The following is a 22057-nucleotide window of genomic DNA, read 5'->3' on the forward strand; positions in this document are numbered from 1 at the left end:
CAGGGAAATACGCGGACGCGGCAGGCGCGGCGCGCGCAAATTGGCGATTGTTGCAGACCCTGCGCGATTCTGCAGCGGATGCTTCAAAGGGGACAGGGCCGGGAGGCATCGCCGATAGCAACGCAACTAACTGCCAAGTATGCGCAATCCGCGCGAGCCGCCGCCACGCTGCGCATTCACGCGCGCCGCGGCGCGCGAAGCCAATGGCGCAGCGCCGCACGCCACCCAAAAATGTCCTACTCTGCAAACTGACTTGTGGCGGTCGGGCTGCTGCATTGACGTCAGCATTTGCCCTGTCCGCCTCCGCTCCGCCCGCCGTTTTACGGGAGACATTCGATGACAGCAGTGGGTCTTGAATTCGACCAATTGAAGAGCAGTGCCGACGCCCTGCGCCGCTCCGTGTCGAACCGCCTGATGTACGGCGTCGGCAAGGACGCCGTGACCGCGCGTCCGCACGACTGGCTGCATGCCGCCGCGCTGGCCGTGCGCGACCGCCTCGTCGAGCGCTGGATGGTGACCACGCGCAGCCAGTACGACCAGGACGCCAAGCGCGTCTACTACCTGTCGATGGAGTTCCTCATTGGCCGCACCTTCTCCAACGCGCTGCTCGCGCTCGGCATTTACGAGCCGATGAAAGAGGCGCTCGCGAGTCTCGGCGTGGACATGGAGGCGCTCATCGACCTGGAGCCCGACGCCGCGCTCGGCAACGGCGGCCTCGGGCGGCTCGCCGCGTGCTTTCTCGATTCTATGGCCACGCTCGGCATTCCGGGCTTCGGCTACGGCATCCGCTACGACTACGGCATGTTTCGCCAGCAGATCGTCAACGGCGAGCAGGTGGAGGAGCCCGACTACTGGCTGCGCTCGGGCAACCCATGGGAGTTTCCGCGCCCCGAGGTGCAGTACCCCGTGCACTTCGGCGGGCGCACCGTGCAGCGCAACGGCACCGTCGAATGGATCGAGACGCACACCGTGAACGCGATGGCCTACGACACCATCATTCCAGGCTATGCGACGAGCGCGACCAACACGCTGCGCCTGTGGTCCGCGCGCGCCTGCGAAGAACTCGATCTTTCCGCGTTCAACCAGGGCGACTATCAACGCGCGGTGGAGGCGCGCAACGTCTCCGAGAACGTCTCGCGCCTGCTCTATCCCGACGACTCGACCATGGCGGGCCGCGAGCTGCGCCTGCGCCAGGAGTACTTCTTCGTCTCGGCGACGATGCAGGATCTGATCCGCCGCTATCTGCGCACGCACAGCACGTTCGGCCGCTTTTCGGACAAGGTCGCGGTGCACCTGAACGATACGCACCCGGTACTGGCGATTCCCGAACTGGTTCGCCTGTTCGTGGATGTCCACCACATGCCCTGGGAAGAAGCGATGGCCCATATCAAGCGCGTGTTCTCGTACACGAATCACACGCTGATGCCCGAAGCGCTGGAAACCTGGGATGTCGAACTATTGGCGCGCCTGCTGCCGCGCCACCTCGAAATCATCTTCGACATCAACGCCGCGTTTCTGCGCGAGGCGAGCGAGAAAGGCCCGCACGATCTCGACTTCATCCGCAGCATTTCGCTCGTGGACGAATACGGCCAGCGACGCGTGCGCATGGCCTATCTCGCGATTGTCGCGAGCCACAAGGTGAACGGCGTCTCGAAGCTGCATTCCCAGTTGATGACGCGCGATATCTTCGCTGACTTCGCGCGGCTCTATCCCGAGCGCTTCACGAACGTGACCAACGGCATCACGCCGCGGCGCTGGCTCGCCCAGGCGAGCCCGCCGCTCGCGCGGCTCGTGGACGAGACTATCGGCACGCAGTGGCGCAAGGATCTGTTCGAGCTCGGCGCGCTGCGCAAGTTGGCTGGCGACGCTGCGTTCGAAGCGGCATTTCGCGCGGCCAAGCGCGAGAACAAAGTGCGCCTCATCAGGCGCATGACCGCGCGCACCGGCCTCGCGTTCAACCCCGACGCGTTGTTCGACATGCAGGTCAAGCGCATCCACGAGTACAAGCGGCAATTGCTCAACGTGCTTCATGTGATCACGCGCTACAACCGCATCGTGCAGTCGCCCGAACGGGACTGGGTGCCGCGCGTCGTGCTGTTCGCGGGCAAGGCGGCCTCGGCGTACCGCATGGCCAAGACCATCATTCGCCTCATCAACGATGTGGCCGCGAAGGTGAATCACGACCCCGTCGTGGGCGATCGTCTCAAGGTGGTGTTCGTGCCGAATTACGGCGTGAGCGTAGCCGAACTGCTGATTCCGGCCGCCGATCTTTCCGAGCAGATCTCGACAGCGGGCACCGAGGCGTCAGGCACCGGCAACATGAAGCTCGCGCTCAATGGCGCGCTCACGATGGGCACGCTGGACGGCGCGAACATCGAGATCGGCGAGGCCGTGGGCGCCGACAACATCTTCATCTTCGGCAATACGGCCGATCAGGTCGACGCGCTGCGCGGCGCGGGCTATCGGCCGCGTCAGATCTACGAGGAGAATGCCGAGTTGCGCATGGCGCTCGACCAGATCCGCCGCGGCTTTTTCGCGCCCGACGATCCGGCGCGCTACCAGGAGATCTTCCACACGCTCGTGGACTGGGGCGATCACTACATGGTGCTGGCCGACTACGCCGCGTTTGTTCAGGCCCAGGAGGCCGCGGACCGGCGCTTCATCGACATGCACAGCTGGACTGCGAGCGCGATCGAGAACGTGGCGGGCATGGGCATGTTCTCATCGGATCGTGCGATTGCGGAGTACGCGAGGGAGATATGGCGCACGAAGCCGGTTGAAATGGGGCGCTGATTTGCGCCCCTGATTTGCGCCGCCGAACTGACGACGCGCCGTGCAGGCGGTGGATTTACTGTGTGGCGGGGCGCGATGCGCTGGCCTGGGCGCCGGGATTGCCGGCAGCGCTTGCGGCTTTCGCCGAGCGCACGGCCTGCTCGACGCGTTCGAGGAAGACGATATCGGCGCTCCAGACCGCTTCACGGGATTCGCCGCCCGTCACCACGATCAACTGATGCCGGGCCTCCTGCCAGATCCACGCGAGCCAGCCCACCACCACCAGCATCACGCCGCATGCGAGTCCGGCACCCAAGCCGAATGCGCCGCCCACCGCCGCGAGCGCCACGCCGATCAGCGACAGCGCGATGGGCACGGTGCGCTTGCGCTGTCCGGGGACGATGCGCAAGTCGTCGATGTCGCGCAGCGGAAAGACCTGGCCAGCAGCAGAGAGTGCGGTGCGCGTGACCGAGACGCCAGCTTCGTTGAAAGGGAGTTCCATCGATTCGATCGCTGCGAGGGGAAAGGGCGCAGCGTACCAGAAGCGCGCGCGAAGCGGCAGCCAGCATGGCGCCGCACGGAGCTGGCGCTTGCCTGGAGCTTGTGGCGAATGCCGAGGCGCACGGCCACCGGGTTCTGCGAACCGCTGCCCGACGGCGCGCAGATGCTCGACGCCGAGTCGCCGATCTGCGCGTAACGCTTCGTTCAGAGTGACAGCAGCGACCCCGTGCGAATCGGCCTGTCGCCGGCAATGCGTGCGACCTCCATGCCGGCCGTGGCGAAGCGCGCGCTATGCCGCGCGTACATCACGCCGCTCACGCCCGCGTGCAGCGTGGTCAAGGTGTCGGTGAGCGGGTCCACGATGTCGGCAACCGGCGCGCCCGCTTCGATCCATGCACCACATTCGGCGCGGAACACGATCACGCCGCTGGCGGGCGCGACGATCGGCTCCGTGCCTGCGAGCGGCGTGGCCGGATGCGCGAGCGGCGGCAGCGGGGCCGCCGCGCCGTCGATCGCGCCATAGCCGGTCAGATACTCGACGATGGCCTGTGCGTCGTGCTCGGCGAATTCGTGCGAGACGTCGCGCTGGCCGCGCAATTCCACCGTCACGGAAATCGAGCTGTGCGGAATCGGAAAGCGCTGGCCGAAGCGCTCGCGCAGCTCCGACCAGCAGAAGCTGTGAATCTCGTCGAACGGATTGCCAATCGAGTTGAGCGCGAGCAGCGACGCCTTGGCGTCCAGATAGCGCGCGAGCGGCTCGACCTCGGGCCAGAGTTCGGGGTTCGTGTAGATGTGCAGCGCGGCTTCCCAGTCGCAATGCAGGTCCAGCACGATGTCGGCGTCGTAAGAGAGGCGTTGCAGCGCGAGGCGCTGCGATTCGATTTCGGTTTTCGGCGTTTGCGTCGCGAGCGCCTCGCCCATCGCGGCGCGAATGGTGTCGCGGTTCGCATCGGCGTCGGGCCCGAGGCGCGACTCGATGCGCGGCAGCACGAGCGCCGTGAGATCGTAGAAGTTGCGGTTGAAGTTTTGCGCGGTGTTCGACTCGAAGCGGCCGATGAGATGGCCGAGCCAATGCTGGTTCAAACCGATTGGATTCGGTACCGGAACCACGACCACTTCTCCGCGCAACTTGCCCGCCGCCTCGAGCGCGGCCAGCTTGCGCCGCAGCGCCCAGGCCGTGAGCATGCCAGGCAACTCGTCGGCATGCAGCGACGCTTGCACGTACACCTTCTTGCCGCCGGGCTGGCCATAGTGGAAGCTCGTGATCTGGCGCGCGGTGCCGAGGGCGGGCGCTATCAACGGGTGGTGGTGAGTTTGCATGATGGGCTCGCGCGGCGCGTGGGGGCGCGCGACGCGTTCAGTGTGAGGGTAGGGAGGGCCCGCTGGCGGGCCGGTGCCCATGATCTTAGCCGATCTGGACAGCGGGCTGAAAGCTGGCGTTTGCCAGCGCGGGCGCACCTGATGAGGGCGGGCCAGCCAGAAAAACAAAAGCCCGGCGCAAAGGCCGGGCTCTCTACCATCATTGTTCAGCCGAAGCGCGCTTTCACGCGGCACTGGCTTTTGCGCAGGGCGTGCGGGGCTTAGCTGCCGTACACGTCGAAGTCGAAGTACTTCGCTTCGATCTTCTTGTACGTGCCGTCCTTGATCATGTCGGCGATGGCCTTGTCGATCTTCGCCTTCAGATCGGCGTCTTCCTTGCGCAGGCCGATGGCGGCGGCGCCGGTCGGGATTTCCTTGCCGGCGAACTGGAAGCCCGCGCCGCGCGGCGTCTTCAGGAAGCCGAGGTCGGCTTGCACTTCATCCTGCAGCGCTGCGTCGAGGCGCCCCGAGAGCAGGTCGGCATAGACCTGGTCCTGGTTCTGGTAAGGCACCACGTTCACGCCCTTCGGCGCCCAGTTTTCCTTCGCGTAGGTTTCCTGGATCGTGCCCTGCTCGACGCCCACCGACTTGCCCTTGAGCGCGTCGGCCGTCGGCTGGAGGGCGGTGCCCTTCTTGGCGACGAGGCGCGTGGGCGTGTTGAACAGCTTCGCCGAGAAGGCGATCTGCTCGGAGCGCTGCGGGGTGATCGTCATCGACGAGAGCACGCCGTCGAACTTCTTCGCCTTCAGGCCCGGGATCATGCCGTCGAAGTCCTGCTCGACCCACACGCACTTGGCGTTCAGGCGCTTGCAGATTTCGTTGCCGAGGTCGATGTCGAAGCCGACGAGCTTGCCATCGGGTGCCTTCGATTCGAACGGCGCGTAGCTCGCGTCGACGCCGAAGCGCACGGTGGACCAATCCTTCGCGTGGGCGACGCCGGCCGAGACCGCGAGCAGGGCTACCGACAGGGTGGCAAGCAGTTTTTTCACTATGTGGACTCCTCGTATGGTTCAGGGCGCGCAGCGGGCGGTTGTGCCGTCGCCGCGCATGGTTCCGGCGCGGCTCGCGCAGGAACTCTGCTTGGGCTCGCTGGCTTGGGAGCGAGCGGCGGCGCAAAGCTTACCCAGGTCAAAATTGCTGCGTGGCTAGTGTTATACCGGATGGCGGGATTCGAAGCGCGCTAACGAACGTTCGCGCACTGTTGCGGAACAGCGCAAAGCCTTGTGGGGCAAGGCATTCGGGGCGCGGACCGGGCGCTGCGCACGGCACCGGCGAGGGCCAGGTCGCGATGCAGCGCCGCAACAGTCGGAAGAATGCGCGGCGGGGCATGGAGGGCGTGCAGGCGTATGTCGGCGAGTTGAAAAAGAAACGATGGCCTGCTGTTGGTTTGCGTGTAAGGCGCGAGTGATATGAGCGCCTGAATCAGACCACGCGCGTGCCCGCGCGGTACGTCGCGCGCGGCACCGGCAGCGTGTCGAGCATCGCCACGCGCACAAAGTCGGCACGCAGGCCGGGCGCGATCGCGCCGCGGTCCGCGAGACCAGCCTTGTGCGCCGGCTCCCACGAGACCGTGGCGAGCGCGCGCGGCAGCGTCCAGTCGGCCCGGGTCACGAGATCGAAGGCGGCGGTGAGCAGGCTCGACGGCGCGTAGTCCGACGAAAGAATGTCGAGCAGGCCGGCCTGCGCGAGTTCGAGCGCGGAGACGTTGCCCGAATGCGAGCCGCCGCGCACCACGTTCGGCGCGCCCATGATCGTGGCAATGCCGCGCTTTTTCGCCTCGGCCGCCGCCGCGCGCGTGGTCGGAAATTCGGCGAGCACGATGCCTTCGCGCGCGGCTTGCTCGACGTGCTCGACGAGCGTGTCGTCGTGGCTCGCGAGCGGGATGCGACGCGCGCGGCAGCGCTCGACGATCGCATGGCGATGCGCGTCGGCGTAGCGCTCCTGCTCGGTGGTCATTTCGGTGAGCATGGTGGCGGCCTGTTCGTCGGTCCATTTGCCGTGGCGCTCCTGGAAGCGCCGCCATTGCGTGCGGTCGTGCCACTGGCGCTGGCCCGGCGTATGGTCCATCACCGAGGCGAGGCGCAGCAGCGGATGCTCGCCCAGCGTGTCGAACAGCTCGATCACGTCTTCGGTCGCGACCTCGCAGCGAAGGTGCAGAAAGTGCTCGGCGCGCAGCAGCTTGCGCTCCGAGAAGCGCGTGAGCGCGGCGGCGCTGGCGAGCTGCACCTCGCGGCCGCGCACGCCCACGGCTGCGCGCGTGCCGATGGCGAGCGCGTCGAACACCGTGGTAATGCCGGCGGCGGCGATCTGCGCATCGTGGATCACGAACGCGGCGTCGGTGTTCCAGTGCACGCCGGGACGCGGCGCGAGGTGTTTTTCGAGGTTGTCAGTGTGCAGCTCGACCAGCCCCGGCAACAGGAAGTCGCCTTCCCAGTCCACGGCCTCGGGCGCGGCGGTCGTGCCGCGCGAAAGCTCGCGGATCGCGCCGTTTTCGACGCGCAGCGTACCGGTGAATACTTCGTCTCGCGTCACGATGCGCGCGTTCTTGATCAACATCGTCGGGCTCCGGAGTTCAAACGTGAGTGTGCCTGACGCAAATGACAGGCCACGACTTTTCAAGGCACTTTCAGGCCATTTCAGCGACAGCTGCGCTCGCGAGGGGTGCGCTCAGCGCCAGCACCCGCGTGGCCACGCGGCCGCGCGTGTCCTCGTCGTGAAAGACGCCGACGATTGCCGCGCCGCGCTCGCGCGCTTCCACGATCAGGCTCGCGACCACGGCGCGGTTTTCAGCGTCGAGCGATGCCGTGGGCTCGTCGAGCAGCAGCACGCGATGCTGCGTGATCAGGCCGCGCGCGATGTTCACGCGCTGCTGCTCGCCGCCTGAAAAAGTGGCGGGCGCAAGCGTCCAGAGGCGCCGCGGCACGTTTAGGCGCGCGAGCAGCGCGGCGGCCCGCTCGCGTGCCTCGTCTTCGTTCACGCCGCGCGAGACGAGCGGCGCGGCCACGATATCGATCGTACTCACGCGTGGAATCACGCGCAGAAACTGGCTCACGTAGCCCACCACGCTGCGGCGCAGGCGCAGCACGTCGTGCGGCTCCGCGCCGGTGATTTCGAGGTGCTGGCCGGGCGCCGCGTCGTCGCGGATGGCGATCGAGCCGCCGCTCGCGAGATAGTTGCCGTACAGGCAGCGCAGAAACGTGCTCTTGCCCGCGCCCGAAGGTCCGACCAGCACCACGCATTCGCCGCGCTCCACGTCGAGCGAGACGCCCGCGAGCGCTTCGATGCCGATGCCGCCCTGAGCGTGCAGCGTGAAGGTCTTGCGCACGTCCTCCGCGCGCAGCATCAGGGCGGGGCGCTCGCCGAACGCGTGCGCAATCGAGGGATCCGGAGTCATGGCTCGTCCTATGCAGGCAGCACCGAGGCCACCAGCGTTTGTGTGTAGGGATGCTGAGGATCGTCGAGCACCTGGTCGGTCAGACCCGCTTCAACCACGGCGCCGCCCTGCATCACCATCAGGCGGTGCGCGAGCAGGCGCGCGACGCCGATGTCGTGCGTGACGATCAGCACCGAGAGATGCAGCGTCGTGGTGAGCGTGCGCAGCAGGTCGAGCAGCCGGGCTTGCACGGAAACATCGAGGCCGGCGGTGGGTTCGTCCATGAACACGAGGCGCGGGCCCGTGACGAGATTGCGCGCGATTTGCAGACGTTGCTGCATGCCGCCCGAGAACGCGGCGGGCAATTCGTCGATGCGCGCGGCGTCGAGCTCGACGCGCTGCATCCACTGCTGCGCGGTCTGGCGAATGCGCCCGTAGTGGCGCGCGCCCACGGCCATCAGTGGCTCGCCGATATTGGCCCCCGCCGAGACCCCGGCACGCAGCCCGTCGCGCGGGTTTTGCTGCACGAAGCCCCATTCGGTGCGCGCGAGCAAGCGTTGGCGCGGCTCGGAAAGCGTGAGCAGGTCGAGCGATTCGCCGTTCGTGTTCACGTAGTCGAGCGCGCCCGCATCGGCTTCGGTGCGCAGCGCGAGCGTGTTGAGCAGCGTGGTCTTGCCCGAGCCCGATTCGCCGACGATGCACAGCACTTCGCCGGAATACAAATCGAAGCTCACGTCGCGGCAGCCGTTGCGGCCGCCGTATTGCTTCGTGAGATGGCGGGCGCGAAGCAGAGGCGCGAAACCCGGCGTCATGCGTGTTCTCCCGATGGCTTCGTTTGCGAACTCGCCTGGTTATCCTGACTTTCCCGCCGCTCGTGGCAATAGTCGCTGTCCGAGCAGACGAACATGCGCTTGCCCGCATCGTCGACGACCATTTCGTCGAGGAAGCTCTCGCGCGAGCCACACAGCGCGCACGCGTGATCCCAGCGCTGAACCTCGAACGGGCGATCGTCGAAGTCGAGGCTTTTCACCGGCGTATAAGGCGGAATCGCATAATGCGGCGCTCGCGGCCCGCGCCGAACAATTGCAGCGCAGGATTCATATGGAGCTTGGGATTGTCGAACTTCGGAATCGGCGAGGGCGAGGTGAGATAGCGGCCATTCACCGTGACCGGGTAGTCGTAGGTCGTGGCGATGCTGCCGTGCTGCACGATGTCTTCGTAAAGCTTCACGCTGATGAGCCCGTAATCGGCGAGCGCGTGCAGCTTCCTGCACTCGGCTACGCGGGGTTCTAAACGGAACAGCGGTTCCGGCATCGGCACCTGGTAGACGAGGATCTGCTTCTCGGTGAGCGGCGTTTCGGGAATGCGGTGACGCGTCTGCACGATCGTCGCATCGCGGGTGCGCCGCGTGGTGGCCACGCCGGCCGTGCGCGCGAAGAAGCGGCGAATGTTGACGGCGTTGGTGGTGTCGTCGGAGCCCTGGTCGATCACCTTGAGCGTGTCGTTCGCGCCGATGATGGCGGCCGTCACCTGGATGCCGCCCGTGCCCCAGCCATACGGCAGCGGCATTTCGCGCGAGGCGAACGGCACTTGATAGCCGGGCACGGCCACCGCCTTGAGCAGCGCGCGGCGGATCATGCGCTTGGTCTGCTCGTCGAGATACGCGAAGTTGTAGCCACCGGCAGCCTGCGTTTCATGCGAGGCGAGCGCGGCTTCGAAAGTATCGGGTGCGTTCATGCGGCCTCCCCGGAGGGCTGATCTCCGCACGCGTGCTGCGCACGCAAGCGGCGCACGAGTTCGAGTTCCGCCTGGAAATCCACGTAATGCGGCAGCTTCAGATGCTGCACGAAGCCCGAGGCTTCCACGTTGTCGCTGGGCGAGAGCATGAATTCGATGTCCTGGGTGGGCGAGGCCAGCGTTTCGCCGAGTTCCGCGGCGCGCAGCGCGCGGTCGACGAGCGCCATCGCCATCGCCTTGCGCTCCGCGTGGCCGAATGCGAGGCCGTAGCCCTGCGTGAAGGCGGGCGGCGCATCCTTGCTGCCCGCGAACTGGTTGATCATCTGGCACTCGGTCAATTCGATCTCGCCGATCTCGACCGCTTCGCCCAGTTCATCGAGCACCATTTCCACGGCTACCGAGCCAAAGCGGATCTCGCCCGCGAACGGATGCGAATGCGCATAGCCGCGCTGCGTGGCATAGCCCATCGCGAGCAGGAAGCCTTCGTCGCCGCGCGCGAGGTTTTGCAGGCGCACGCTGCGGTCGGCGGGAAATGCGAGGGGTTCGCGCGAGAGGTCGCGAGGTTCGCGTGCCTCGCTCGATGGTGTTTCCTGCTCGATCAGGCCTTCCTTGTCGAGCAGCGTGACCACGCGCGGCATGGACTCCGGTTCGTCCTGCGTGCCGTGTTGCAAGCGTGGCCTGTTAGACGATTCGAGATCCGAATCATTGTCGCCCTCTGCTAGCAGTGCGAAATCCAGCAGGCGTTGCGTATAGTCGTAGGTCGCTCCCAGCACCTGGCCGCCGGGCACGTCCTTGAACGTGGCGGAGATGCGGCGCTCGACGGCCATCTGCCCGGTTTCCACCGGCAGCGTGTAGCCGAAGCGCGGCAGTGTCGTGCGATACGCGCGCAGCAGAAAGATCGCCTCCACGAGATCGCCGGCGGCCTGCTTGATTGCGAGCGCGGCAAGTTCTTCGTCGTAGACCGAGCCTTCGGCCATCACGCGCGCCACGGCGAGACGCATCTGTTCGCGGATCTGCGTGACGGAGAGTTCGGGCACACGCGTATCGCCCCGGCGGGCTTGATCGAGCAGGCGCCACGATGCTTCGATCGCGCGCTCGCCTCCTTTGACGGCGACATACATCAGTTCACCTCCACACGAGTCGTGCGCGGCAGGCCCATGATGCGGGCGCCGCAAACGAAGTAGAAGTCGATGCCGCACGGAAAGAGCGGCGCGAGTTCCGCGCGTTCTTGCCAGAAGCGCGCGGGCAGGCCGGCGGGTGCGACGGTGCACGCCGATTCGATGCCGGGGCCGCGCAGCGTGGCCGGCGGGCCGTCGGCCAGGGCATCGACGCACACGAACACGGTGGCCGATTGCTCCGGCGACTCGGGCGTGCCGCACGCGAATGCGTCGAGCGGCGGCAGCGCGGCGGCGTCGTGCACGTAGGCGAAGACCGCTTCGCCTGGCGTGCCCGCGAGCGGCGCGTCCGCGTGAAAGCGCAGCGCGGCTGCCAGTGCGGCGTCGGGCCGCGCAAGCCATACGGGCGTGGCGTAGTCGCAGAGCGTGAGCAGCGCGGCAAAGGCCGCCCGGCTCGCGCGCGGCGCGTCGTGCGCCGCGGCATTCGTCGCGTTGTATGCCGATTCGGCCGCGGGCAGCGGCGTCTCGATCGTGGCGATGGTGCCCGGGCGCGAGAGCGCGCCGAGCAGCGTGCGAAATACGGTCTGCGTGTCGTGGACCGGATCGGCGAAACCGGGTGCGAGCGTACCGAGCGCCTCGTGCAGGGCGGTGCTGTTGCGTTGTTCGTTCATGCGTCGCCTCGAACCATCGTGAAGAACTCGACCTTTGCGCTGGCGGTCGCCTCGCGTTGCGCCGCGCGTTGCGCTGCCAGACGCGCCGCGAGCGGCTCGATCAACAGCGCGTGGAGCCGGTCGTGGCGCTCCGGCTGTTGCAGCAGCGCGTCGGCGAGCGCGGCCAGTTCGGCGCGGCGCTTGTCGCGGCCCAGATGGCACGCCACGCCCACGGTCGCGTCTGCGCCGCTGGGTGCGCGCAGTCGCAGCGTCGCGCGCGTCACCGTGGCTTCGCCGAGATTGAAGGCGTTGCCGGTGCCGCCGACGCGCCCGCGCACCATCGCGAGCCCGGTCTGGGCGCGCGCGCAGCCTCGAAAGCCGGCATGCGCTCGCCGCCCAGCGCGGCGGCGAGCGCCGTTTCGAGCTCGGCACGCGGCGTGCGCGCGAGAACCGCCATCCAGGCGCGGCGCGCATCGGGCGCGGCGGCGGGCGGGACCGAAGATGCGTTCATCGGAGTTCCTGTGTCGTGACCGGAGATGTACATTGAAGCATCTACTCATCTATACGTCTAAACGTCTAGACGCTTATGCGGACAATGATCGCGTGGGTGCAACGCAGAACGTTTTCATATTTCCATCACGCCGTGCGCACTACAATGCGCAAGCTACAGCCGATATTGAACCCCGGAGGAATGACAGCACCATGACATCGAACGACGAGGCCCCGCACAGCACGCTCGAGCGCGGCGCAGGCGTGGCGGTGTGGCGGCAGATCGAGCAGATTCTCGCGGCCGAGATCGCGGCAAAGGGCTTTGGCGAGGACGGCCGGCTGCCGAGCGAAGGCGAACTGGCACGGCGCTTCGACGTGAACCGCCACACGGTGCGGCGCGCCATGCTGGGGCTTGCCGCGCTAGGTCTCGTGAGCGTGGAGCAGGGGCGCGGCACCTTCGTGCAGCCCGGCGCGATTGATTACACCATCGGCAAGCGCACGCGCTTCACCGAGAATTTGCAGCGTCATCAGCATTCTGCGGTTGGCAAGCTGCTCGCGTCGTCGCGCGTGAAGGCCGATCCGGTCGTGGCGAAGGCGCTTGCCATGCGTGCCGGCGCGTTCGTGTATCGGCTCGAAACACTGCACGAGTCGGAAGGCGTGCCGCTCACTTATGCGCGCAGCTGGTATCCCGCCGCGCGCTTCGCCGATCTGCCCGCGGTCATGGCGCGCGTGGACAGCACCTCGAAGGCGCTCGCCGAATTCGGCGTGAGCGACTATCTGCGCAAGTGGAGCCGCATCGGCAGCGTGCTGCCCGAGCCCGAAGTGGCGCGGCGGCTGAATATCAACCGGCAGCAGCCGGTGCTGTGGGTCGAGAACGTCGATGTCGATCTCGATGGCGTGCCCATCAAGTACGGCATCACGCATTTCGCGGCGGACCGCGTGCAGTTGATGGTGGAGCACGACGTATGAGCGCGCCGCATGAAGACTGGAGCGAGGCGACGCGCTTCGCGCTCTATTACGCGCCGCCGCGCGCCTCGGCGTGGTGGCGGGCCGGCTGCGCCTGGCTTGGCCGCGACCCGGAAAGCGGCGAAACGCTCGCACCGCCGCAGCCGGCCGGACTCGCGCCGCCGCTCGATGCGCTCACCGGCGCGCCGCGCCGTTACGGCTGGCATGGCACGCTCGTGCCACCGTTCCGGCTTGCGGCAGGCGTGACGCCGCAAACGCTCGTGGCTGCCGCGCAGGCGTGGGCGGCGGGCCGCGCGCGCTTCGAAGTCGCGGTGGAGGCGGCCATGCTCGGGCGCTTCGTCGCGCTGCGGGCCGCCGACGAAAACGGCGCGCAGGCGTTGCGCGAACTCGCCGCCGACGCCCTGCGCACGCTCGGCCACCTGCGCGCCGCGCAGACCGCCGACGAGCTTGCGAAGCGGCTCGATGGGCCGCTCACGCCGCGCCAGCGCGCCTATGTCGAAGAGTGGGGCTATCCGTATGTGTTCGACGAATTCCGCTTCCACATGACGCTCTCCGATTCGCTCGACGACGCAGCCGTGTGCGCCGCGCTCGCGCACGCATGGAATGCCCAGATGCGCGATGCGGGCATGCTGCCCGTGGAGGGCGTCGCGTTCTACGTCGAGCCGCGTCCGGGCGAACCGTTCTCGTTGTGGCAACGGGTGGATTTTCCCGCCGACCAACCGGCGCACATGCAGGCACGGGAGCACGCATGACCACCGGAGCGACAACGGACACGACATCGCGCCTGATCTACGTGATGGGCCCCTCGGGCGCGGGCAAGGACTCGCTGCTCGGCTTTGCGCGTGCGCGGCTCGCGTCCGATGGGGTGCTTTTCGCGCACCGCTATATCACGCGCGAAGTGGACGGCGGCGAGAACCACATCGCGCTCACCGGCGCCGAATTCGAGGCGCGCTCGCGCCTTGGTCTGTTCGCGCTGCAATGGCGCAGCCACGCGCTGAGGTATGGCATCGGCGTGGAGATCGACCAGTGGCTCGCGCTCGGCTGCACGGTGGTGCTGAACGGCTCACGTGCGTACGTGAACGAGGCGCTGGCGCGCTATCCGCAGATGACGCTCGTGCATGTGAACGCCGCGCAGCACGTGCTGGCCGCACGGCTTGCCTCGCGCGCCCGGGAGACGCCGGAGCAGATCGCCGCGCGCCTTGCGCGGCGCGCGTCGTTCGAGGTGCCGGCGGGGGCGTCGCTCACGCACATCGACAACTCGGGGCGGCTGGAGGATGCGGGGCTGGCTTTCATAGAGACGGTGCAGCGTGTGGCGGCAGCAGCAAGGTGACCCAAAGCCCCTCTCCCTAAGAGGGAGAGGGGTTGGCGAGAGGGTGGGGATCAGGTGCGCAGCGCCACCATCTCCGAGACGCGTTGGGCGGCCTGCTGGAGCGGTTCGAGGAAGGCCTTGACCATCTGCTTCGCCGAGGTGCGCTGGGCATTGCCGCTGATGTTCATGGCGGCGATCACGCGTCCCTGGCGGTTGCGGATCGGCGCTGCGATCGAGATGAGTCCGCCCTCCAGCTCCTGGTCGATGATGGACCAGCCCTGCTGGCGCACCTGCGCAATGATCCTCTTGAGCTCGTCCTTGTCGGTGACGGTGCGCGGCGTGTGCGCATAGAGCGGCGTCGCGCCGAGCGTGGCGTCGAGCGTCGGCTCGTCGAGCGCCGAGAGCAGCACGCGGCCCATGGAGGTGCAGTAGGCGGGCAGACGGCTGCCGATCGAGAGGTTAATCGTCATGATCTTGTGCGTGGGCACGCGCAGCACATAAACGATCTCGGTGCGGTCGAGCACGGCGGCCGAGCAGCTTTCGTGCACCTCGGCCGAGAGTTGCTCCATGACCGGCTCGGCCAGATTCCAGAACGGCATCGACGTGAGATACGCGAAGCCAAGGTCGAGAATCTTGGGCGTGAGCCGGAACAGGCGCCCTTCGGCCTCCACATAGCCGAGCGTTTGCAGCGTGAGCAGGATGCGGCGCGCGCCGGCGCGCGTGAGGCCAGTGGCCGCTGCGACGTCGGTGAGCGTCTGCTCGGGGCGCTCGGCATTGAACGCGCGAATCACGGAAAGCCCGCGCGCGAACGACTGCACGTAGGAGTCGCCCGGTTTTTCGGGGGACTCCGGCTGCTCGTCGGAAGGGGCGTGCGAAGCGCGGCTGGCGGGGTTCATGGCGTCGTGGCGTCGGATCAAGGGCGGGAGGCGGCGCGTAAGGAACCCATGACGATAGCGCAAGCGCATGGATTCGCCAACCGGTGCACGGCGAACTACGCCGGTCGAGACGGAAAAATTCAAGTTGTTCGCAGGTTTTATCGCTTCATATTTGATTTTCCGCAATTCACCAGCTTTATATTGATATTGACATAAATATTGAAGTGGTGAAAGTGCCTTGAATAAGGCTGAGCCTCTTTATCAGATTATTTTCCATTGGACTAGTCGAATAGTACTGTCGGACTCAGGCCGGGATTGTCTGATTCCCCTTTTTTCGACGCTCTGTCTCCGCGCGCGTTTTCACATTGCCGGAAATTCGTCATACGCGAGAAGCCCGCTGTGCGGGGCTGTGTGCACATCTGTAGGGCGGATGAAAGTTAATTGCGTCTTTCCGTCGCGCTTGTGCGGGATAGCTTTGTCGCAAGCAGAAAACCTTAGCTTGGATCAAATTTTCGGATAACGCCTTTCCGTAGAATTTCGCCAAACACGTAAGGGGTGTATTTTGCGTCGGCATTTTTGCGATGGAAATACATGAAAGCGTCCAGGTAGTTAAACGAAAACGCAGGCAAACATGAAGAGAAAAGCCTTCAAAAGGTGGTTAATCCCCCTCGGCAGCGGGCTGCTCGCCTCCCTCGCGGGGTGCAGCGAGCTGACCGTGCTCGATCCCAAGGGCAGTATCGGCGTGGCCGAAAAGCACCTCATCGCCACCGCCACATGGGCCATGCTGCTCGTGGTGGTGCCGGTGATCCTGCTCACGCTCTTTTTTGCCTGGCGCTACCGCGCGTCTAATCGCAACGCCACCTACGCCCCCAAATGGGCGCATTCCACCGCGATCGAAGTAGTCGTCTGGAGCATTCCGGCCGTCATCATCCTGTTCCTCGCGATCCTCACCTGGAAGACCTCTCACGAGCTCGACCCGTACAAGCCGATCGAATCGAACGTCAAGCCCATCAATGTCGAGGTCGTCGCGCTCGACTGGAAGTGGCTCTTCATCTACCCGGACCTCGGCATCGCCACGGTGAACCAGCTCGCGGTACCGGTGGGCACGCCGGTCAATTTCCGCATTACGTCGGATTCGGTGATGAACTCGTTCTTCATTCCGCAACTGGGCACTCAGGTCTACGCGATGGCGGGCATGCAAACGCGCCTGCACCTCATCGCCGACCATGCCGGCGACTATGCGGGCATCTCGGCTAACTACAGCGGCAAGGGCTTTTCGGACATGAAGTTCCGCACGCTCGCCACCAGCCAGCAGGACTTCGACACCTGGGTCCAGAAGGTCAAGGCGTCGCAAACCGCGCTGTCGATGGACCAGTACGCGAAGGTTTTGGAGCCGAGCGAGAAGGCACCGGTCGAGTACTTCTCGACGGTCGATCCGAAGCTCTTCAACAACATCATTGGGAAGTACAACAACGGCCACGTCACGGATTTCACCGACCCGTCGTGCGTGACCAAGGGGTAAGCGGCATGTTCGGCAAACTTACATTAGAGGCAGTTCCGTTCGATCAGCCGATCATCATGGGCGCCGCGGCATTCATGGCGCTGATCGTAATCGGCGTGCTCGGTCTCGTCACTGTGACGGGCAAGTGGAAGTACATCTGGAGCGAGTGGATCACGAGCGTGGACCACAAGCGCATTGGCGTCATGTACATGATCGTGGCCGTGCTCATGCTCGTGCGCGGCTTTGCCGACGCCGTCATGATGCGCATCCAGCAGGCCATCGCGCTCGACGCGCCGGGCTACCTGCCGCCGCATCACTACGACCAGATCTTCTCGGCGCACGGCGTCATCATGATCTTCTTCATGGCGATGGCGCTCATGGTCGGCCTGTTCAACCTCGTCGTGCCGCTGCAGATCGGCGCGCGCGACGTGGCGTTCCCGTTCCTGAACTCGCTGTCGTTCTGGATGACGGCCATCAGCGCGATTCTCATCAACGTCTCACTCGTGATCGGCGAGTTCGCGCAGGTGGGCTGGCTCGCGTATCCGCCGCTGTCCGAGTTGCAGTTCAGTCCAGGCGTCGGGGTCGACTACTACATCTGGGCCGTGCAGCTTTCGGGCGTTGGCACGCTCATTACCGGCATCAACTTCTTCGTGACCATCATCAAGATGCGCGCGCCGGGCATGAGCCTCATGAAGATGCCGGTGTTCACGTGGACGGCGCTGTGCTCGAACGTGCTCATCATGGCCACGTTCCCGATCCTCACGATCGCCGTTGCGCTGCTGGGCTTCGACCGCTACCTCGGGATGCACTTCTTCACGAACGACGGTGGCGGCAACATGATGCTGTACCTGAACCTGATCTGGGCGTGGGGCCACCCCGAGGTGTACATCCTCGTGCTGCCCGCGTTCGGCATCTATTCGGAAGTCATGGCCACGTTCTGCAAGAAGCCGCTGTTCGGCTACAAGACGATGGTCTATGCGTCGTGCGCCATCATGATTCTTGCGTTCCTCGTGTGGGCGCACCACTTCTTCACGATGGGCTCCGGCGCCAACGTCAACGCGTTCTTCGGCATCGCCACCATGATCATCGCGATCCCCACGGGCGTGAAGATCTTCAACTGGCTGTTCACCATGTATCGCGGGCGTGTGCATTTCACCGCGCCGGTGCTCTGGACGATCGGCTTCATGGTCACGTTCTCGATCGGCGGCATGACCGGCGTGATGATGGCTATTCCGGGCGCGGACTTCGTGCTCCACAACTCGCTCTTCCTGATTGCGCACTTCCATAACGCCATCATCGGCGGCGTGGTGTTCGGTTACCTCGCGGGCCTCCATTACTGGTTCCCGAAGGTGTTCGGCATCAAGCCCAGCGAAAAGCTCGGCAAGGCGTCGTTCTGGTGCTGGTTCGTGGGCTTCTACGTGGCATTCGTGCCGATCTACGTGCTCGGCTTCATGGGCGCAACGCGTCGTCTGAACCACTACGACAACCCCGCATGGCAGCCGTATTTCATCGTGGCCGCCATCGGCGTGGCCATCATCGCAGTTGGCGTGGTGTTCCAGGTGCTGCAGTGGGTGATGGCGTTCGTGAATCGCAACAAGGCGGAGTGCCACGACGTCACGGGCGATCCGTGGGATGGCCGCACCCTCGAATGGGCGACTTCGTCGCCGCCGCCGGTCTATAACTTTGCGCTCATCCCGCAGGTGCAGGAGCTCGACGCCTTTACGCACATGAAGGAAACGGGCCGTGGCATGGGCCTCGCCGCGAAGTACAAGGACATTCACATGCCGTCGAATACGTCGGCTGGCTTCTTCATCGGCGTGTTCAGCTTGTTGCTGGGTTTCGCGGGTGTCTGGCATATCACGTGGCTCGGCGTGCTCGCCTTTATCGCCATCGTCGTTACCGTTGCTGTACGCAGCTTTAGCGACGACGACGGCTACTACATTCCGGCCGCGAAGGTTCGCGAGATCGAAGAGAAGCGCCATCGCGCGGCGGTTGCCGCCGAGCGCGAGATGGAAGCTGTGGAGGCTTAATCGATGTTACAAAAAACCAATGCGGCAACGCTTGCCGATTTCGATCACGACGATCACCCGCCGTCGCATTCCGTGTTCGGGTTCTGGGTCTACCTGATGACGGACTGCGTCCTGTTCGCGGCGCTGTTCGCGACGTTCGGCGTGCTCGGGCATCAGTTCGCGGGCGGCCCAACGGGCAAGGACCTGTTCAACATCAGCGACGTTGCAGTCGAGACCGCGGTGCTGCTGGTTTCCAGCATCACCTACGGCTTCGCCATGCTCGGTGCGCAGCAGCGCAAGAGCGGCGCGGTTGTCGGCTGGCTGGCCGTGACCTTTGTTCTGGGGGCGCTGTTTCTCGTGCTGGAGCTGCGCGAGTTCTCGCACCTGATTGCCGAGGGCGCGGGCCCGCAACGCAGCGCGTTCCTCTCGTCGTTCTTCGTGCTGGTCAGCACGCACGGTCTGCACGTCTTCTTTGGCCTCGTCTGGATGGCGGTGCTGATGATGCAGGTAATCCGCCGTCCGGAACTGGACGAGCGGGAAGTGCGCCGCCTCACGTGCCTGAGCCTTTTCTGGCACTTCCTCGACGTGGTGTGGATCTGCGTGTTTACCTTTGTCTATCTCGGGAGCGTGATTTAAATGGCGCATTCTCATAGCGAAGCCCATGGCAGCCTCGGCAGCTATGTGGCGGGCTTTATTCTCGCGGTGCTGTTGACCGCCGGCGCGTTCGGCATCGTCATACACGGCACAATGGCGCCGAACACCATGATGGTCGTGCTCGCCGTGCTTGCCTTCGTGCAGGTGGTCGTGCACCTTGTGTTCTTCCTGCATCTGAACACGTCGTCGGGACAGGGCTGGAACGCGCTCTCGCTCGCCTATACTGTGCTGGCTGCTGCGTTCCTGATCTTCGGCACGATCTGGGTCATGCACAACGTCGGCATGAACATGATGTCACGGTAGTTCATGGGTTCTGCACGGCGCCTCGGGAAGCCTCTCCCGGGAGCTTGGTCCGCAGGGTGACGGCCGCACAGACACTGGTTCTGTGTGGCCGTTTTCATTTCATATGATGGAATTTTCCTCGCCGATCAGGAGAGATGCCAGCTTGACACCCGCACAACGCGACGCATATTATGGATGCCAATTGTTCGGTTATCGATCATGAGTTCGGTTATCGAACAAATTGCATCTGAACCTGGAGACTCTCATGACGGAAGCATTCATCTGCGACGCGATACGAACGCCGATCGGCCGCTACGCGGGCGCCCTTGCGCAGGTTCGCGCCGACGACCTCGGCGCGGTGCCGCTCAAGGCGCTCATGGAGCGCAACAAGGAGGTGGACTGGGCAGTAATCGACGATGTGATCTACGGCTGCGCGAACCAGGCGGGCGAAGACAACCGTAACGTCGCGCGCATGTCGTCGTTGCTGGCGGGCCTGCCGCAGGCCGTGCCGGGCTCGACGGTGAACCGCCTCTGCGGCTCGGGCATGGACGCCGTGGGCATTGCCGCGCGTGCGCTCAAGTCGGGCGAGACTGGCCTGATGATCGCGGGCGGCGTGGAGAGCATGAGCCGCGCGCCGTTCGTGATGGGCAAGGCGGCAAGCGCCTTCGCCCGCGACGCCGCGATCTACGACACGACCATCGGCTGGCGCTTCGTCAACAAGCTGATGAAGCAGCAGTACGGGGTGGACTCGATGCCCGAGACCGCCGAGAACGTCGCTGTCGATTACGGCGTGAGCCGCGCCGATCAGGACGCGTTCGCGCTGCGCAGCCAGCAGAAGGCTGCGCGCGCGCAGGCAGACGGCACGCTCGCGCAGGAAATCGTTGCGGTGACGATCGCCCAGAAGAAGGGCGATCCGCTCGTGGTGTCGCGCGACGAGCATCCGCGCGAGACGAGTCTCGAGACGCTGGCGAAGCTCAAGGGCGTCGTGAGCCCGGATGGTTCGGTCACCGCGGGCAATGCGTCGGGCGTGAACGACGGCGCGTGCGCGCTGCTGCTCGCGAACGAGGCCAATGCGAAGCGTTTCGGTCTCACGCCGCGTGCGCGCGTGCTCGGCATCGCGACCGCGGGCGTGGCGCCGCGCGTGATGGGCATCGGACCGGCGCCCGCCACGCAGAAGCTGCTCGCGAACCTGAACATGACCATCGACCAGTTCGACGTGATCGAGCTCAACGAAGCGTTCGCTTCGCAGGGCCTGGCTGTGCTGCGCATGCTCGGCGTGGCCGACGACGATCCCCGCGTCAACCCGAACGGTGGCGCAATCGCGCTGGGTCACCCGCTGGGCATGAGCGGGGCACGTCTCGTGACCACGGCGATGTATCAGCTGCACCGCACGCAAGGGCGCTATGCGCTGTGCACGATGTGCATCGGCGTGGGCCAGGGCATCGCTATCGCCATCGAGCGCGTTTAATGTCGATCAGGCGGCTGAAGCAAGCTTGAGCCGCCGCTTCGCCAAGGCGTTACCCAAGCCGCGAATCTTCGGATTCGCGGCTTTTTTCATCCTGCGAGGCAAGGCGACGTTTCAAGATCGGCAAAAATTGTCAGTATTGTTTCGCGATGCAGATCAATGGCGCGTTGATTTTTGTTATACGTTCTGCTTAATCTGATACGGCTCGTGGCCATCCACTAGTCGGTTTTCGAGCGGCACGCGTAGAATCGTCAGACTTCGGCGCAAGCCGTTGCAGAGAAAGTGCCCCCCGACTTTTGAGGAGAATACGGATGATGAAGGCAACAGCGTTGGCGGCAGTTGTGCTTGGCATGGCGTTCGCGCAAGCGGCATCGGCGCAAACGGAGCAGCCGGCGTCAGCGCCCCAGGCCCAATCGGCGCTCGCGAGCGCGACGCAGAATCTCGTTGCGAATACACCGCCGGTTCACGTGCAAGTCAAGATCGTCGGCATCGACCGCGCATCGCGCGTGATCACGGTGCGTGGCCCGCGCGGCAACGAAGTCCAGATCGCCCTGAGCCAGCAAGTGAGCAACTTCGACCAGCTCAACGTGGGCGATACCGTCGACGTGCTCTACAAGAACGCGCTACTCGTGACGGCTGAAAAGGTGACGGGCAAGGACAAGGGCATTCGCAAGCGCGTCGACACGAATGTGTACCTCCCGGCGTCGTCGGGCTATGACGCGGCGCGCCAGGTCGAAGTCCAGGCCACCGTGCAGCACATCAACGCGAAGAAGCGCGAAGTGACGCTGCGCGGCGCGTATCAGACGGTCACGCTGGAAGCCACGCCCGACATCGACCTGAAGAAGCTAAAGGTGGGCGACACGATCCACGCCGTGTTCGTTTCCGCCTATGCGACGCAGATCACGCCGGTTGGCGCTACGAACTAAGCAGTACAACCAGCTGCACCGGGCCGCGAGGCCCGGTCGCAAGCAGAAACGCAGGAACAAACAGAAACGCCGGC

At 65.2% G+C, this 22057-nt stretch carries 19 protein-coding genes and 2 pseudogenes; 10 read left to right on the forward strand and 11 right to left on the reverse strand.

Annotation, left to right across the window (positions count from 1 at the left end):
• Positions 1 to 336 precede the first annotated feature (336 nt).
• Positions 337 to 2793 carry a glycogen/starch/alpha-glucan phosphorylase gene (locus tag P5W98_RS21060; RefSeq protein WP_421026153.1) on the forward strand — a complete coding sequence of 819 codons (2457 nt, stop codon included), beginning with the start codon at positions 337 to 339 and terminating at the stop codon, positions 2791 to 2793.
• A gap of 55 nt (positions 2794 to 2848) precedes the next feature.
• Here the strand turns inward: P5W98_RS21060 and P5W98_RS21065 are convergent, their stop codons facing one another.
• The 10 genes and pseudogenes from P5W98_RS21065 to phnG all read right to left on the reverse strand — a co-directional run bounded on the left by P5W98_RS21065 (position 2849) and on the right by phnG (position 12018).
• Complete coding sequence (locus P5W98_RS21065) at positions 2849 to 3274, reverse strand: DUF6232 family protein (RefSeq protein ID WP_421026152.1); 426 nt, start codon at positions 3272 to 3274, stop codon at positions 2849 to 2851.
• Between the two features lie 203 nt (positions 3275 to 3477).
• Positions 3478 to 4593 (reverse strand): M14 family metallopeptidase, encoded by a 1116-nt coding sequence (locus tag P5W98_RS21070; protein WP_421026151.1) that lies wholly within the window; start codon positions 4591 to 4593, stop codon positions 3478 to 3480.
• A 260-nt stretch (positions 4594 to 4853) separates the two neighbouring features.
• The gene (locus P5W98_RS21075) at positions 4854 to 5621 is read right to left on the reverse strand and encodes an ABC transporter substrate-binding protein (RefSeq protein ID WP_421026150.1); all 768 of its coding nucleotides are present in this window, start codon (positions 5619 to 5621) and stop codon (positions 4854 to 4856) included.
• A 433-nt stretch (positions 5622 to 6054) separates the two neighbouring features.
• Positions 6055 to 7188: an alpha-D-ribose 1-methylphosphonate 5-triphosphate diphosphatase gene (locus tag P5W98_RS21080; RefSeq protein WP_421026149.1), complete on the reverse strand. Its 1134-nt coding sequence runs from the start codon at positions 7186 to 7188 to the stop codon at positions 6055 to 6057.
• A 70-nt stretch (positions 7189 to 7258) separates the two neighbouring features.
• Positions 7259 to 8026 carry a phosphonate C-P lyase system protein PhnL gene (phnL, locus tag P5W98_RS21085; protein WP_421026148.1) on the reverse strand — a complete coding sequence of 256 codons (768 nt, stop codon included), beginning with the start codon at positions 8024 to 8026 and terminating at the stop codon, positions 7259 to 7261.
• A gap of 8 nt (positions 8027 to 8034) precedes the next feature.
• On the reverse strand, positions 8035 to 8817 hold the full coding sequence (phnK, locus tag P5W98_RS21090; RefSeq protein ID WP_421026147.1) for a phosphonate C-P lyase system protein PhnK: 783 nt from the start codon (positions 8815 to 8817) through the stop codon (positions 8035 to 8037).
• Positions 8814 to 9742: pseudogene (locus P5W98_RS21095) on the reverse strand (alpha-D-ribose 1-methylphosphonate 5-phosphate C-P-lyase PhnJ). The gene phnK and the pseudogene P5W98_RS21095 overlap by 4 nt, the downstream one beginning before the upstream one ends.
• Complete coding sequence (locus P5W98_RS21100; protein WP_421026146.1) at positions 9739 to 10863, reverse strand: carbon-phosphorus lyase complex subunit PhnI; 1125 nt, start codon at positions 10861 to 10863, stop codon at positions 9739 to 9741. The pseudogene P5W98_RS21095 and the gene P5W98_RS21100 overlap by 4 nt, the downstream one beginning before the upstream one ends.
• The gene (gene phnH, locus P5W98_RS21105) at positions 10863 to 11528 is read right to left on the reverse strand and encodes a phosphonate C-P lyase system protein PhnH (RefSeq protein ID WP_421026145.1); all 666 of its coding nucleotides are present in this window, start codon (positions 11526 to 11528) and stop codon (positions 10863 to 10865) included. The genes P5W98_RS21100 and phnH overlap by 1 nt, the downstream gene beginning before the upstream one ends.
• Positions 11525 to 12018, reverse strand: a pseudogene (gene phnG, locus P5W98_RS21110) (phosphonate C-P lyase system protein PhnG). The gene phnH and the pseudogene phnG overlap by 4 nt, the downstream one beginning before the upstream one ends.
• A 191-nt stretch (positions 12019 to 12209) precedes the next feature.
• Here phnG and phnF point away from each other — a divergent pair.
• The 3 genes from phnF to phnN are packed head-to-tail and all read left to right on the forward strand — an operon-like array spanning position 12210 to position 14292.
• Entirely contained in the window at positions 12210 to 12965 is a 756-nt protein-coding gene (gene phnF / locus P5W98_RS21115; protein WP_421026143.1) for a phosphonate metabolism transcriptional regulator PhnF, read from the forward strand.
• Positions 12962 to 13714: a DUF1045 domain-containing protein gene (locus P5W98_RS21120; RefSeq protein WP_421026142.1), complete on the forward strand. Its 753-nt coding sequence runs from the start codon at positions 12962 to 12964 to the stop codon at positions 13712 to 13714. The genes phnF and P5W98_RS21120 overlap by 4 nt, the downstream gene beginning before the upstream one ends.
• The gene (gene phnN / locus P5W98_RS21125; protein WP_421026141.1) at positions 13711 to 14292 is read left to right on the forward strand and encodes a phosphonate metabolism protein/1,5-bisphosphokinase (PRPP-forming) PhnN; all 582 of its coding nucleotides are present in this window, start codon (positions 13711 to 13713) and stop codon (positions 14290 to 14292) included. Before P5W98_RS21120 ends, phnN begins: the two co-directional genes overlap by 4 nt.
• Positions 14293 to 14342: 50 nt before the next feature.
• On the opposite strand, the gene P5W98_RS21130 is transcribed toward phnN, so the two are convergent.
• Positions 14343 to 15167 carry an IclR family transcriptional regulator gene (locus P5W98_RS21130; protein ID WP_421026140.1) on the reverse strand — a complete coding sequence of 275 codons (825 nt, stop codon included), beginning with the start codon at positions 15165 to 15167 and terminating at the stop codon, positions 14343 to 14345.
• Positions 15168 to 15777: 610 nt separating this feature from the next.
• Here P5W98_RS21130 and cyoA point away from each other — a divergent pair.
• The 6 genes from cyoA (at position 15778) to P5W98_RS21160 (ending at position 21983) form a co-directional block, all read left to right on the forward strand.
• Complete coding sequence (gene cyoA, locus P5W98_RS21135; RefSeq protein WP_421026139.1) at positions 15778 to 16668, forward strand: ubiquinol oxidase subunit II; 891 nt, start codon at positions 15778 to 15780, stop codon at positions 16666 to 16668.
• Between the two features lie 5 nt (positions 16669 to 16673).
• The gene (gene cyoB / locus P5W98_RS21140; protein WP_421026138.1) at positions 16674 to 18677 is read left to right on the forward strand and encodes a cytochrome o ubiquinol oxidase subunit I; all 2004 of its coding nucleotides are present in this window, start codon (positions 16674 to 16676) and stop codon (positions 18675 to 18677) included.
• A 3-nt stretch (positions 18678 to 18680) separates the two neighbouring features.
• Positions 18681 to 19292: a cytochrome o ubiquinol oxidase subunit III gene (cyoC, locus tag P5W98_RS21145; protein WP_421026137.1), complete on the forward strand. Its 612-nt coding sequence runs from the start codon at positions 18681 to 18683 to the stop codon at positions 19290 to 19292.
• On the forward strand, positions 19293 to 19613 hold the full coding sequence (gene cyoD, locus P5W98_RS21150) for a cytochrome o ubiquinol oxidase subunit IV (RefSeq protein WP_421026136.1): 321 nt from the start codon (positions 19293 to 19295) through the stop codon (positions 19611 to 19613).
• A gap of 244 nt (positions 19614 to 19857) precedes the next feature.
• On the forward strand, positions 19858 to 21060 hold the full coding sequence (pcaF, locus tag P5W98_RS21155) for a 3-oxoadipyl-CoA thiolase (RefSeq protein WP_421026135.1): 1203 nt from the start codon (positions 19858 to 19860) through the stop codon (positions 21058 to 21060).
• 311 nt (positions 21061 to 21371) lie between these two features.
• Positions 21372 to 21983 carry a hypothetical protein gene (locus P5W98_RS21160; protein WP_421027043.1) on the forward strand — a complete coding sequence of 204 codons (612 nt, stop codon included), beginning with the start codon at positions 21372 to 21374 and terminating at the stop codon, positions 21981 to 21983.
• Positions 21984 to 22057 lie beyond the last annotated feature (74 nt).

The sequence above is a fragment of the Paraburkholderia sp. A1BS-2L genome (assembly GCF_051125205.1).
Lineage (GTDB): Bacteria > Pseudomonadota > Gammaproteobacteria > Burkholderiales > Burkholderiaceae > Paraburkholderia.